Source organism: Inquilinus ginsengisoli (assembly GCF_031453975.1).
Taxonomy (GTDB): domain Bacteria; phylum Pseudomonadota; class Alphaproteobacteria; order DSM-16000; family Inquilinaceae; genus Inquilinus; species Inquilinus ginsengisoli_A.
Genome location: NZ_JAVDPW010000004.1, coordinates 327,988 through 341,232, shown reverse-complemented (window position 1 = coordinate 341,232; position 13,245 = coordinate 327,988). Strand labels below are relative to the sequence as shown.

The 13,245-nt window shown below is 69.4% G+C and carries 12 protein-coding genes; 5 read left to right on the top strand and 7 right to left on the bottom strand.

Annotated features, from left to right (window positions below):
- Nucleotides 1-66 precede the first annotated feature (66 nt).
- The 6 genes from E9232_RS13165 to E9232_RS13140 form a co-directional block, all read right to left on the bottom strand.
- Entirely contained in the window at nt 67-474 is a 408-nt protein-coding gene (locus E9232_RS13165; protein ID WP_309794583.1) for a DUF2177 family protein, read from the bottom strand.
- 83 nt (nt 475-557) lie between these two features.
- Nucleotides 558-1,043, bottom strand: coding sequence for a YajQ family cyclic di-GMP-binding protein (locus E9232_RS13160; protein WP_309794582.1), 486 nt, complete (start codon nt 1,041-1,043; stop codon nt 558-560).
- 34 nt (nt 1,044-1,077) lie between these two features.
- Nucleotides 1,078-1,992 carry a ChbG/HpnK family deacetylase gene (locus tag E9232_RS13155; protein WP_309794581.1) on the bottom strand — a complete coding sequence of 305 codons (915 nt, stop codon included), beginning with the start codon at nt 1,990-1,992 and terminating at the stop codon, nt 1,078-1,080.
- Complete coding sequence (locus E9232_RS13150) at nt 1,946-2,962, bottom strand: glycosyltransferase family 2 protein (RefSeq protein ID WP_309794580.1); 1,017 nt, start codon at nt 2,960-2,962, stop codon at nt 1,946-1,948. Before E9232_RS13150 ends, E9232_RS13155 begins: the two co-directional genes overlap by 47 nt.
- Before the next feature lie 11 nt (nt 2,963-2,973).
- Nucleotides 2,974-4,587 carry a glycosyltransferase family 39 protein gene (locus tag E9232_RS13145; RefSeq protein ID WP_309794579.1) on the bottom strand — a complete coding sequence of 538 codons (1,614 nt, stop codon included), beginning with the start codon at nt 4,585-4,587 and terminating at the stop codon, nt 2,974-2,976.
- Nucleotides 4,588-5,152: 565 nt separating this feature from the next.
- A complete protein-coding gene (locus tag E9232_RS13140; RefSeq protein WP_309794578.1) occupies nt 5,153-5,821 on the bottom strand; it encodes a CHAP domain-containing protein in 669 nt (222 codons plus the stop codon).
- 715 nt (nt 5,822-6,536) lie between these two features.
- Here E9232_RS13140 and gabD point away from each other — a divergent pair.
- The 4 genes from gabD (at nt 6,537) to E9232_RS13120 (ending at nt 11,100) form a co-directional block, all read left to right on the top strand.
- The gene (gabD, locus tag E9232_RS13135) at nt 6,537-7,994 is read left to right on the top strand and encodes an NADP-dependent succinate-semialdehyde dehydrogenase (RefSeq protein WP_309794577.1); all 1,458 of its coding nucleotides are present in this window, start codon (nt 6,537-6,539) and stop codon (nt 7,992-7,994) included.
- A gap of 66 nt (nt 7,995-8,060) precedes the next feature.
- The gene (gene rpiA, locus E9232_RS13130) at nt 8,061-8,771 is read left to right on the top strand and encodes a ribose-5-phosphate isomerase RpiA (protein WP_309794576.1); all 711 of its coding nucleotides are present in this window, start codon (nt 8,061-8,063) and stop codon (nt 8,769-8,771) included.
- Nucleotides 8,772-8,950: 179 nt separating this feature from the next.
- Entirely contained in the window at nt 8,951-10,345 is a 1,395-nt protein-coding gene (gene gor / locus E9232_RS13125; protein WP_309794575.1) for a glutathione-disulfide reductase, read from the top strand.
- The gene (locus E9232_RS13120; protein WP_309794574.1) at nt 10,342-11,100 is read left to right on the top strand and encodes a class I SAM-dependent methyltransferase; all 759 of its coding nucleotides are present in this window, start codon (nt 10,342-10,344) and stop codon (nt 11,098-11,100) included. Before gor ends, E9232_RS13120 begins: the two co-directional genes overlap by 4 nt.
- Nucleotides 11,101-11,107: 7 nt before the next feature.
- Here E9232_RS13120 and E9232_RS13115 read toward each other — a convergent pair whose 3' ends face one another.
- Complete coding sequence (locus E9232_RS13115; protein ID WP_309794573.1) at nt 11,108-11,593, bottom strand: YbjN domain-containing protein; 486 nt, start codon at nt 11,591-11,593, stop codon at nt 11,108-11,110.
- A gap of 255 nt (nt 11,594-11,848) precedes the next feature.
- Between E9232_RS13115 and E9232_RS13110 the strand changes: the two genes are divergently transcribed.
- The gene (locus E9232_RS13110; protein WP_309794572.1) at nt 11,849-13,237 is read left to right on the top strand and encodes a class II 3-deoxy-7-phosphoheptulonate synthase; all 1,389 of its coding nucleotides are present in this window, start codon (nt 11,849-11,851) and stop codon (nt 13,235-13,237) included.
- Nucleotides 13,238-13,245: the final 8 nt, after the last annotated feature.

The window sequence follows — 13,245 nt, the reverse complement described above, 5'->3', positions numbered from 1 at the left end:
CTCCCGGGATGAACGCTTGGCGGCGAAATCCGTTGCCGATCGGACGATGACGGGGTGCGAAGACGCTTAGCGGCCCAGGACGGCCTGCACGATGGCGACGCCGGCTGCGGCCGAGACGGCGGTGACGAAGGCGCCCCAGGCGAGGTCGACCACGGTCAGGGCCACCGGCCAGTTGCGCAGCGTCGCCAGGTTGGTCAGGTCGTAAGCGGCATAGGCGACGCAGCCGAACAGCGCGCCGCGGATCGCCGCCCGGCCCCAGGACCCGGCCTCATAGGCGGGGAGGGCGACGAAGACGACGATGCCGAGGACATAGACGGCATAGAACAGCCCGGCGACGGCGAAGTTCGGCCGGTCCGCCAGCAGCGTGCCCAGGCTGGCGGCGTAGAAGCCCTTCGCCACCAGGCCGAGCCAGATCGCGTCGAGGCCGAGGAAGACAACCGCGACCGCGCCGTACAAGCAGAGAATGGTGAGCATCGTCCCCTCGGATCCGTCGCGCGCCTGGTGTCGAGGATACGCGGCCGTCTCCGCGGTGGATCAGAGGGACTTCGCCGCCGCCGTCAGTCCCGGAAGTTCAGGTACTGCAGCGGCATCTCGATCTTCAGCCCGCGCACCAGGGCGATGACGGCCTGCAGGTCGTCCAGCTTCTTGCCGGTGACGCGCAACTCGTCGCCCTGGACCGCGGCCTGCACCTTCTGCTTGCTGTCCTTGATCGCCTTGATGATGGTCTTGGCCAAGTCGCGGTCGATGCCCTGCTTCACCACCACCTCCTGCCGCACCATGTTGCCGGAGGCCTTCTCGACCGGTTTGAAGTCGAGCGCGCCGGCATCGAGCTTGCGGCGGGAGAAGTAGCCGCGCAGCAGTTCGTGCATCTGCTTCAGCTTCAGGTCGTCGTCGGCCATGATCGTCAGCTTGTCGTCGCTGCGCTCGACCGAGCATTTCGATCCCTTGAAGTCGAAGCGCTGGGCGACCTCGCGCATCACGCCGGCGACGGCGTTGTCGACTTCGGTGAGGTCGGTTTTCGAGACGATGTCGAAGGAGGGCATGGACGTCCGGCTCTGCGGTGCTGGGCCGGGGAGTCTAGCCGATTCCGCGACGGAAGGGAGTCTCCGGTTCTGCCGCGGCCTCGGCCGGCATGCCGAACGGCGCCAGGGCCACGTCGTGCCGCCGCAGCGCGTGGCGGAATCCCGGCCCGGCGAAGTAGCGGCATTCGGCCTCGCGCGCCGTGGTGACGGGGTCGAGCGCGGCCAGCGACCGGTCGACCAGGCCGGGGTGGCACATCACCACGGCCTCGTCCGGCACCGTGGCCAGCCAGCGGTCGAACAGGGCGGGATAGTCCCGCGCCGCGAAGTCATAGATGCCGCAGAAGCTGGCGTTGCGGCGCCGGGCCAGGGGGCCGAGCACCGCATCCGACCGCCGGCTCAGGGCCTGGAGGAAGAACGACTTGGCGGCGAAGGGGCGGCGCAGGATGCGGCGGGCATGGTCGCCGCAGCGCCGGATCCAGCGCGGCCGGGCACCGACGCTCTGCAGGGTCAGGCCCAGCGTCTCGGCGATTCCGGGCAGCAGATGCACATGCTGGTGCCCGTCGATGAAGTCGGGCGGCCGGCCCAGGGCATCGGTGAAGGCCGCGTACTGGGCCTCGATCTCGGCCGACAGGGCCCCCAGCGGCAGGCGCCGGCCCAGGCTGAGCCGGAACAGGCCGGCGAGGGTCGGGAAGCGTCGCCAGCCCGCTCCGCTGCGCAGCTGCGGCGACAGGGGGGCGAACGGCCCGGTCAGGCTCAGATGCAGGCCGAGTTCGACCCGGGGGCCGGCCGCGGCGGCGAGGCCGTGCAGGGCGCCGGCCGCATCCGGCCAGAACGCCCCGACCGTCATGCAACTGGTGCCGGACAGCGCGCCCGCCGACAGCAGCTGCCGGATCGCCAGCGACACGCCGGGGGCCAGGCCGTAGTCATCGGCGATCAGCGTGATGCGCCTGGAGGGTGCGAGACAGCTCATCGGCAGGTTCCCGCCGCATGTGTTCGGCGATGACGTAGAGGGGACGGTCCTTCACCTCGTCGAGGATCTCGCCGAGATACTCGCCGAGAATCCCGAGGTTGATCAGCAGCACCCCGCCGATCAGGACCAGGATGGCGATGACGCCGGGCACCCCCGGCAGGGCCACGCCGTGGACCAGGCAGACGATGGTGATCCACAGCCCGTAGGTGAAGGCGGTGAGGGCCATGGCGAAGCCCAGCAGCGTCGAGATCCGCAGCGGCATGCGGCTGAACGAGGTGACGCCGTTCAGCGACAGCAGCAGCAGCTTCCAGAACGACCATTTGGTGGTGCCGCCGATCCGCTCCGCCGGCTGGTAGTCGATCTTGCGCTGCTTGAACCCGACCCAGATCGACAGGCCCTTGAAGAAGCGGCCGCGCTCCCGCATGCCGCGCAGGGCGGCCGCCGCCTTGGCCGACAACAGCCGGAAATCGGCCGCGTCCGGCGTGATCCTGAAGGTGTTTCCGGCGTTCATCAGGTTGTAGAAGGACTTGACCAGCAGGCGGTAGCCCAGCCCCTCCTGCCGCCGGCGGCGCACGGCGTAGACGATGTCGTCGCCATCGACCAGCCAGTGCCGGACGAAGGTGTCGATCAGCTCCGGCGGGTGCTGGCCGTCCGCATCCATGAACACCACGGCGTCGCCGGTCGCGGCGTCCAGGCCGGCGGTCAGCGCCGCCTCCTTGCCGAAGTTGCGGCTGAACCGGATCAGCTCCACCCGCAGCCGGTCGCTGCGCAGGCCGGAGATGACGTCGGCGCTGCCGTCGCGGCTGCCGTCATCGACATAGATGACGTCGACCGCGAGGCCATGGACCTGGTCGAGCCGCCCGGCCAGGGCCTCCAGCGCGCGGTGCAGGTCGGCCACCGATTCCGCCTCGTTGAACAGGGGCACGACGATGGAGAGGCGCCGCGGGATGGTGGTGATGGCGTAGTTCATCGTGGCCCTCGTCAGCCGGGGCAGGTGATGGCGGGGGCGGCGCGGCCGGGAAGCACGGCGATCCAGACCGTCCGGTCCTGCAGCGCGGTGCCGAGGGCGGTCCGCGCCGGCCAGGGATAGGCGGTGACCGACTGCGGGCACAGGCCGGCGATCGGCTGCCCGGGCACCGGCTGGCGGCGCGAGGCGTAGGCGGCGCCGGTCTGCAGCAGCCGGGCCGGGTCGACCCAGGGGGACAGCGCCGGGTCGGCATCCTCGAACACCTGCGGCCGCGACCCGGCGTAGAGGGCGACGGTGCCGGCCTCCGGGATCGTCCCGATCACGGTCTCCAGCGGCCCGCTCTGGCTGCGCCGCCACAGCGCGTCCACCGCCGTCGACAGGGCGGGGCCGTCGAGATTCATGATGTTCGGCGTGCCCGACAGGCCCGGCTTGACCAGCATCAGGACGGTGAAGCCGACCAGGAACAGCGGCGCCAGCGCCAGGGCGGCGATGCGGAAGCGGGGTGCGATCCCGCCCGAGAGGCCTTGCCCGGTGAGCGCGGGCAGGGCGAGGGCCAGCAGCGGCGGCGCCGCCAGGACGAAGCTCATGCCCCACATCGTCCGGATCCGGATGCCGGTCACCGCGGACGCGATCGCCAAGGCGAGGATCGGGACGAGATAGACGAAGACGAGATAGCCGCCGGCCGGGGAGCGGAGCCGCTGGCGGGCGAGCCGGACCAGGCGGCCGGTCCTCTCGCGCCCCAGGGCGCCGAGGCCGATGGCGGCCGCCAGCAGCATCGGGGCGATGGCGAACAGCTGGTCGCCGAGGAAGCTGAGCGGGCCGACCAGGTGGCCGGAGGGGCCGATCAGGGTCTCGTCGCCGCGATCGGCAAGATAGCCGAGGGTGACGAAGTCGTTCTGCAGCAGCCAGATCAGGTGCGGCGCGATCACGGCCAGGAAGGCGGCGAGACCGATGTAGAAGCCGGGCCGGGCGAAGTGCCGCCGGCCGGACGGCGACAGCAGGAGATAGGCGAGGAGGGTGGCGAGCAGCACTCCGATCGAATACTTCGACAGGACGCCCAGGCCCGCGGCGACCCCGGTCAGCCCCCACCACACCGCCCGGTCGCGGGTCAGGGCGCGCCAGAACAAGGCCACGGTCCAGGCCCAGAAGGCGAACTGGACGGTGTTCGGGTTGAAGCGCGGCGCGGCGTAGGTGGTGTAGTGGGTCAGGGCCAGCAGCACCACCGCGACCAGCGCCGCCCGCCGCCCGGCGATGTCCCGGGTCAGCAGCCAGATGCCGGCGAAGGCGGCGGCGATGTAGGCTTGGCTCAGCGCGTAATAGGCCCAGTTGGCGCTGCCGAAGGCGGCATGGACCAGTTCGGACGACCAGGCCGCCAGGGGCGGGTGCTTGTGATAGCCCCACAGCCAGTGCTGCCCCCAGTAGAGGCCCTCGAGCGTGTCCGGATGCAGGTTGCCCGCCAGCCAGGCCGGCAGCAGCGTCCACGCCACGAAGCCGGCGCCGAGCAGGGCCGGGACCCACAGCGTCCCGCTCCAGGACGGGGTCCGGGCCGGGGCGGTGACGATGCTGAGCGGGGGGTGGCTGCCCTCGCTGCGGAGGTCGAGGCCGGCCAGGGCGGGATCTGAGGGCATGGGTCCGGGGCTGTTCGATCGTGTCCGGCCTCTATGCGACCCGGAAATATTGTCCGTCAATAATGATTTATCGATATTCGATAAATCTTTCGTAAGCTGTGCGATGATCAGACTGCCGGTGAGCAGGCGGCGGCGCCCCGTCTCGACGGCGGTGTCGATGGCAGATGGGGTCCGGGCCGCCTTGGTGCTCACAGTGCCGTCGCTGGTCAGTGTCTGGGCACGCGCCCGCCCTGGCGAAGCCATGGCTGTCGAAAGCCGGACGTCGCGGTGCAACTAACGATAGCGATCCGTCGGCAGGTTCGATAATTACAATTTTGTATATGGGATTTACTGAATGCTATATTTCAGTAGACCAGGGCATGGTCTCTCGGGCGCTATCTGGACGAAGAAATATTGATGGGATAGTGACGTCCTGGCGAGAGGTTTTTATTTCGATATTACTGTGACCGCCGGGCGGCTGATGCCGTGTGCATGGCGGGCAGGGATCCTCCGCTCCCTCAACGCAAAAGGCCCGTCCGCGATTGCGGACGGGCCTTTTGCGGGGCCGGTTCGGAAGGGGGCGCCGTCAGTCGGCGCGTTCGGCGACCTGGGTGGTCGAGGCGTAGATGAAGCCGTAGGTGGGGTAGACGGTGGTGCCCATCTGGCCGGTGGGCTGGTGCCAGAAGCGGGTCTGGCTCCAATCATTCTTCGCCGACACGTCGATCACCCGGCTGGGCTCGTTCACCCGGCCACGCGGCGCCCAGTTGGCCTGGTCGACGATGATCTCCCGGGCGCTCACCACCCGGCGCACCACGGCGACATGGCCGCGCCGCATCGAGCCGCTGCGCTTGAGGACGATGACCGAGCCGACCGCCGGCATGCGGCCCCGGTTGTAGCGGCCGGAAGCGCCATCCCACCAGCGCCAGGCGTCGCCGGAGATGGCGAAGCCGGTCAGCTCGCGGGCGAAGGGCACGCAGGACCAGCGGCGGTTCTCGGATTTCAGCGCGGCGACGCGCTGGACCAGCCGCTGCTCGGTGCCGCTGCGGGCGACCGCAGGCTGGGCCCGCGGAACATCGAGAGTGGCGACGGCGCGGCGGGCCTGGGTGGCCTGCCGGGGCGACGGGGTGGCCGGCGCCTTGTCATCGGCTGCCGCGGCCCGCGCGGGGGCTGCCTGGCTGGTCGTCGCGGCGTTCTGGACCGCGCCTTCGACCTGCTGGGCCGACCGGCCGTCAGCGGCCGCGGCGGCCAGGTTCAATTCGCGTGTGGTGCGGGATCCCGCCTGCGCAGTCTGGGTCAGGAACCCAATGCTGCAGGCGAGCGTTAACAGACTAACAGTGAGGGACCTGATGGGGCGCTTGGCCCGGTTGCGGAATCGTGGTGCATGATCAGTGTCGCGGGTCATCACTGGCCCGTCCCCCCTGCGCTGTTCAATCGGACTTCACTCGCTCCTTGGCGCTCCAATCGGATGCAGCGCCCTTCCGTCCGGCTCGTCCGATGACCCCAGTCATCGCCCCCTCACCGGCAAGGACGTCTAGTAACATTCTGAAATAATCCCGCCAAGGAAAAATGACATCCTACGGCCAGATTTTCGCCCGATTTGGAACACCAGTACTGAAGCGATGCCGCAACATGTATTCCTGTCGGGCGTTAAAAAATTATTCGGTTTTTCCAGAATGCATGGGTCGCTCCGATCGGTTAATCGGCTGGCCCTCGACACGATGCTGGAAAGTCGAGTGGTTCAATTGACTGCCATCGCTACTTGAATGACGGCAGTCACAATGCCTGTTAACCCCTTCATCGTCCGACAAATGATCGGGATGTTCCGGTTCTGGACCTTGGCGCGGACGCGTCAGCTCCGCGTCTGACGCATGGCTGCGCTCCGGCTCGCTTTGCTGCCTCCCGCCGGCTGGGCTAGAACCTCTATCGGAACGACGGCGGATATTTCGCTGCGGAAACGGAGATCGAGACCGATGAAACTCAGCGACTCGAAGCTTTTCCGGCAACAATGTTACATCGATGGCGCCTGGGTCGATGCCGATGACGGCCGCACCATCGCCGTCACCAACCCCGCCGGCGGCACCCAACTGGGCACCGTGCCGCGCGCCGGCGCCGCCGAGACCCGCCGGGCGATCGCCGCAGCCGACAAGGCCTGGCCGGCTTGGCGCGCCAAGACCGCGCAGGAGCGTTTCACCATCCTGCGCCGCTGGTTCGACCTGATGATGGCGAATCAGGAGGATCTGGCGGTGCTGATGACGGCGGAGCAGGGCAAGCCTCTGGCCGAGAGCCGCGGCGAGATCGCCTATGCCGCCAGCTTCGTCGAATGGTTCGCCGAGGAGGGCAAGCGGATCTACGGCGACACCATCCCAGCGCCGGCCGGCGACCGCCGCATCATCGTGCTCAAGCAGCCGATCGGCGTCTGCGCCGCGATCACGCCGTGGAACTTCCCGGCGGCGATGATCACCCGCAAGGCCGGCGCCGCCCTGGCCGCCGGCTGCCCGATGGTGGTGAAGCCGGCCAGCGAGACTCCCTATTCCGCTTTGGCCCTGGCCGAGCTGGCGGAGCGTGCCGGCATCCCCGCGGGCGTGTTCTCGGTCGTCACCGGCGCCTCAAGCGAGATCGGCGGCGAGATGACCGGCAGCCCGATCGTGCGCAAGGTCACCTTCACCGGCTCGACCGAGATCGGCAAGCTGCTGATCCAGCAAGCCGCCGCCACGGTGAAGAAGGTGTCGATGGAGCTGGGCGGCAACGCGCCCTTCATCGTGTTCGACGACGCCGACCTCGACGCCGCGGTGGTCGGGGCGATCGCCTCGAAGTACCGCAACACCGGCCAGACCTGCGTCTGCGCCAACCGGATCCTGGTGCAGGACGGCGTCTACGATGCCTTCGCCGCCAAGCTGGCCGAGGCGGTCCGCGCGCTCAAGGTCTCCGACGGCATGACCGATGGCGCCCAGCAGGGGCCGCTGATCAACATGAAGGCGGTCGAGAAGATCGAGGAGCACATCGCCGACGCGGTGGAGAAGGGCGCGCATGTCGCGCTAGGCGGCAAGCGCCACGCGCTGGGCGGCACCTTCTTCGAGCCGACCATCCTGACCGACGTGACGCCTGATATGAAGGTGGCGAAGGAGGAGACCTTCGGCCCGCTGGCGCCCTTGTTCCGCTTCAAGACCGAGGCGGAGGCGATCCAGATGGCCAACGACACCGAGTTCGGTCTGGCCTCCTATTTCTACAGCCGCGACATCGGCCGGATCTGGCGGGTGGGCGAGGCGCTGGAATACGGCATCGTCGGCATCAATGAAGGCCTGATCTCCACCGCCGTCGCCCCGTTCGGCGGCGTGAAGGAGAGCGGGCTGGGCCGCGAGGGCTCGAAATACGGCATCGAGGACTATCTCGAGATCAAGTATCTGTGCATGGGCGGCCTCAACCGCTGAAGGTCGCTTCGCCCGGCCTCCAGCGGGGCCGGGCGTCTCTTTTCGATCGAAATGGCGGGGTGAATGATGGCGGAGCCGGTCCTGTCACCGCAAGAAGAGGGCAAGCGCGCCGCCGGCGAGGCCGCGGCGGCGCTGGTCGAGGACGGCATGCGGCTGGGCCTCGGCACCGGCTCGACCGTCCGCTGGGTGCTGGAGGCGTTGGGGCGGCGCATCCGGGACGAGGGCCTGCGCATCACCGGCATCCCGACCTCGGAGCAGACCGCGGCGCGGGCGCGGGAGCTCGGCATCCCGCTGACCGATTTCGCCGCGACCGAGGCGCTCGACCTCTGCATCGACGGCGCCGACGAGGTCGAGCGCGGCACGCTGCGGCTGATCAAGGGGCTGGGCGGCGCGCTGCTGCGCGAAAAGATCGTGGCCGAGGCGGCCGGGCGCTTCGTTGCCGTGGTCGACGCCTCGAAGATCGTCGAAATGCTCGGCGTCAAGGCGCCGTTGCCGGTTGAGGTCACGGAATTCGGCTGGGAATCGACCGCGCGGCGGCTGGCGGCCCTGGGCGGCTCCCCGGTGCTGCGCCGGCGCGACGGCGCGGTGCTGCGCACCGACGGCGGCAACCTTATTCTGGACTGCGCCGGCTTCGCCCCGATCCGCGACCCGTTGGGGCTGCAGCGCGAGCTCAAGACCATCGCCGGCGTGGTCGAGACCGGGCTGTTCCTGGCCGGTGCCGAGCAGGCCATCGTGGGCGGCGCCGATGGCGGGGTCGAGGTGTTGCGCCGGGCATAGGTGCCTTCACCCATCCGGCGGATGACGATGCGACGGGGCGGCGATAGAGTCGCCGTCCTTCCGCGGGCCGGCCGTGATCCGGCGCCGCAGTACCGGACACGGCGCAAATGCCCATATGGGCTTGGCGGCGCGGCCGGTTTCACCGCACCGTTTCCATTGCGTCACCCTCGGGACTCATCATGGTCAGCTACGATTTCGACTATTTCGTCATCGGCGGCGGGTCGGGCGGCGTGCGCTCGGCCCGCATCGCGGCGCAGCACGGCGCGCGCGTCGGCATCGCCGAGGAACGCTACTGGGGCGGCACCTGCGTCAATGTCGGCTGCGTGCCCAAGAAGCTGCTGGCCATGGCGTCGCATTTCGCCGCGGATTTCGAGGATGCCGCCGGCTTCGGCTGGACCGTGCCCGCGGCATCGCATGACTGGGCGACGCTGATCGCGCGCAAGGATGCCGAGATCGGGCGGCTGAACGGGATCTACCGCACGCTGCTGACCAATGCCGGCGTCACCATGTTCGACGCCCGCGCCGTGCTGGTCGACGCCCACACCATCCAGCTGGGGGGCGACGCCGGCGGCAAGCGCGTCACCGCGGACCGCATCCTGGTCGCCACCGGCGGCTGGCCGGTGCTGCCGGACCGTCCGGGGGTCAAGGAGCACGCCTTCACCTCGAACGAGGCGTTCCACCTCGAGCGGATGCCGCAGCGCATCGTCATCGTCGGCGGCGGCTACATCGCGGTCGAATTCGCCGGCATCTTCCACGGCCTCGGCGCCGAAGTGACGCTGGTGCATCGCGGCGCCATGGTGCTGCGCGGCTTCGACGACGACCTGCGCGGCCATCTCGCCGCCGAGATGGGCAAGTCCGGCATCACCCTGCGCCTCAGCGCCGAGATCGATCGCATCGACAAGGTCGGCCACGCCCTGGCGGTGACGCTGGCCGGTGGCGAGGTGATCGCCGCCGACGGCGTGATGTACTGCACCGGCCGCAAGCCGAACTCGACGGGGCTGGGGCTCGAGGATCTCGGCATCGCCCGCGACGCCGACGGCGCGATCATCGTCGACGACCAGTACCGCACCAGCGTCTCCAACATCTACGCGCTGGGCGACGTCACCGACCGGCTGAACCTGACCCCGGTGGCGATCGCCGAAGGCCACGCCCTGGCCGACACGCTGTTCGGCGGCCGGCCGCGGGTGCCGTCCTACGAGAACGTGGCGACCGCGGTGTTCTCGAACCCGCCGATCGGCACGGTCGGGCTGACCGAGGCGGCGGCGCGGCAGCGCCACGGCGCGGTCGACGTCTACCGCGCGCTGTTCCGGCCGATGCGCCACACCCTGTCGGGCCGCGACGAGCGCACGCTGATGAAGCTGGTGGTCGACCCCAAGACCGACCGGGTGCTGGGCTGCCACATGGTCGGGATCGACGCGCCGGAGATCGTGCAGGGGCTGGCGATCGCGCTGACCTGCGGCGCGACCAAGGCGCAGTTCGACGCCACCATCGGCATCCATCCGACCGCGGCCGAGGAGTTCGTCACCATGCGGACCAAGGTCGAGGCCCCGGCGAGCCCCGGGCTGGCGGAATGACGCCAGGGCCGGACGCGCCGCAGAACATCTACGACGATCCGGCCTTCTTCGCCGGCTATGCCGCCCTGCGCGAGGCGGAAAGCGGGCTGAACGCGGTGCTGGAGCAGCCGGCCTTCGCCCGGCTGCTGCCGGCCTCGCTGGCGGGCCTGCGCATCCTCGATCTCGGCTGCGGCTTCGGCGACTTCGCCCGCACCGCCCGGGCGCAGGGCGCAGCCTCGGTGCTGGCGGTGGATGTTTCGGCGAAGATGCTGGCCGCGGCGCGGGAGCGGACCGAGGACTCCGCCATCCGCTATGAGCAGTCGTCGATCGAGACGGTGGCGATAGGGGAGGGGGCGTTCGACCTGGTCGTGTCCTCGCTGGCCCTGCACTACGTCGCCGACTATCCGGCCGTGGTCCGGCGTATCGCGGCTGCGCTGGCGCCAGGCGGGCGTTTCGCCTTCTCGGTCGAACATCCGATGTGCACGGCGCTGGGCGGCAGCCAATGGCAGCGCGACGCCGAAGGGCGAAGGCTGCACTGGCGGGTCGACCGCTATGGTGAGGAAGGGCCGCGGCAGACCCAGTGGTTCGTCGACGGCGTGATCAAGCACCATCGCACGACGGAGACTTATGTCGGCACCCTGATCGCCGCCGGGCTGGTGCTGGCGCGGCTGGACGAACCCGGCCCGGTGCCGGAGGCGCTGGCGTCCCGCCCGGATCTGGAGCAGGAGCGCCGCCGGCCGCCCTTCCTGCTGATCGCCGCGGACCGCCCGAAATAGGCCGGCCCTACGGCTTCACGCCGATATGGGTGGCAAAGTCCGACACGGCGGTGAAGTACGTGTTCAGCAGCACCTCGAGCGCCGCCTTGCCGATGCCGCCGGTGGCGTTGACGTCCATCTCCAGCACCGGCGACTTGACGCTGTTGATGTAGGCGCGGGTCCAGCGGTTGTCGGAGTTCCAGGCGTTGATCACGCTGGCGTAGACCGTCTTCTCGGTCGAGTAGTTGCCCTGCAGCATGATGTCTTCGCACAGGCCCTTGGCATTGCATTCGAAGAAATAGACGCGGACGTCGTCGGCGCCGCTGTCGCCGCCCGGCAGGGTCAGCATCGGATCGCCGGAATCGTCCTTGCCGACGGTGTAGTCGGCATGGCCGGCGCTCTTCAGCGCCTTGCCCACGCTGTCGGTGGTGAACTTCAGCAGGGTGTCGTCGGCGAAAGCGGGGGCGGCGGCCAGCAGGACGGCGGCGGCAAGCAGGGCAACGGCGCGCATCATCGGAACTCCTGATCTCTCCCAGCCAAGACATGCAGGGCAATCGTGGCCGGGTCGAGGCGAAAGGGCCCCGGTCGCAAAAATACCGCCTTTGCGTGGGATGGTCTTGGTGACGGCCGGACGACCACGGTCCTTGCCAGCGAGGCCCGGCGCTGCGACGCTGGAAATGCCGGAAATGGGGGCGTATAGGCTCGGGTCCGGTCGCCGCCCGCCCGATCGGAGCAAGCGGGCGGCATCGCATGTGGTGGAGTGACGGTGATGGCGGAACGGTGGACCCCTGAGTCCTGGCGCGCGAAGCCGGTGAAGCAGATGCCCCAATACGCCGACGCGGCCAGGCTCGCGGCGGCGGAACAGACCCTGTCGAAGTATCCGCCGCTGGTCTTCGCCGGTGAGGCCCGCTCGCTCAAGGCCGCGCTCGGCCGCGTCGCCGACGGCAAGGCGTTCCTGCTGCAGGGCGGCGACTGCGCCGAGAGCTTCGCCGAATTCCACCCGGACAAGATCCGCGACACCTTCCGCGTGCTGCTGCAGATGGCGGTGGTGCTGACCTTCGGCGGCGGCCTGCCGGTGGTGAAGGTCGGCCGCATGGCCGGCCAGTTCGCCAAGCCGCGCTCCGCCGACATGGAGACGATCGACGGCGTCACGCTGCCCTCCTACCGCGGCGACATCATCAACGGCGTCGATTTCGACGAGGCCTCGCGCCTGCCGGACCCGGCCCGCATGGTCCAGGCCTTCAACCAGTCGGCCGCCACGCTGAACCTGCTGCGCGCCTTCGCCCAGGGCGGCTACGCCGACCTGCACAAGGTGCACCAGTGGAACCTCGGCTTCGTCACCCGGTCGCCGCAGGGCGAACGCTACGAGGCTTTCGCCAGCCGGATCGACGAGGCGCTGCAGTTCATGGCGGCCTGCGGCGTCAATGCCGAGACCACGCCGGCGATCCGCGAGACCGATTTCTACACCAGCCATGAGGCGCTGCTGCTGCCCTATGAGCAGGCGCTGACCCGGATCGACAGCACCACGGGCGACTGGTACGACGTCTCGGCCCATCTGCTGTGGGTCGGCGACCGCACCCGCCAGGCCGACGGCGCGCATGTCGAATTCCTGCGCGGCGTGAAGAACCCGCTGGGCCTGAAATGCGGCCCGTCGCTCGACCCCGACGACCTGATCCGGCTGATCGACGCGCTGAACCCGGACAACGAGGCCGGGCGGCTGACGCTGATCGTGCGCATGGGCTCCGACAAGGTCACCGACAAGTTCCCGCCGCTGCTGCGCCGGGTGCGGGATGAAGGCCGCAACGTGGTGTGGTGCTGCGACCCGATGCACGGCAACACCATCACCTCGCCCTCCGGCTACAAGACCCGGCCGTTCGACCGCATCCTGTCCGAGGTGCGCGACTTCTTCGACGTGCACCGGGCCGAGGGCACCCATCCCGGCGGCGTGCATTTCGAGATGACCGGCCAGGACGTCACCGAATGCACCGGCGGCGCCCAGGCGATCACCGACGAGGCGCTGTCGCTGCGCTACCAGACCGCGGTCGACCCGCGGCTGAACGCCAGCCAATCGCTCGAACTCGCCTTCCTGATCGCCGAGAAGCTGAAGCAGGAACGCAGCGCCCAGGACGCGGCGCGGCGCGCCGCGGCGGCGGAGTAACAACCCGT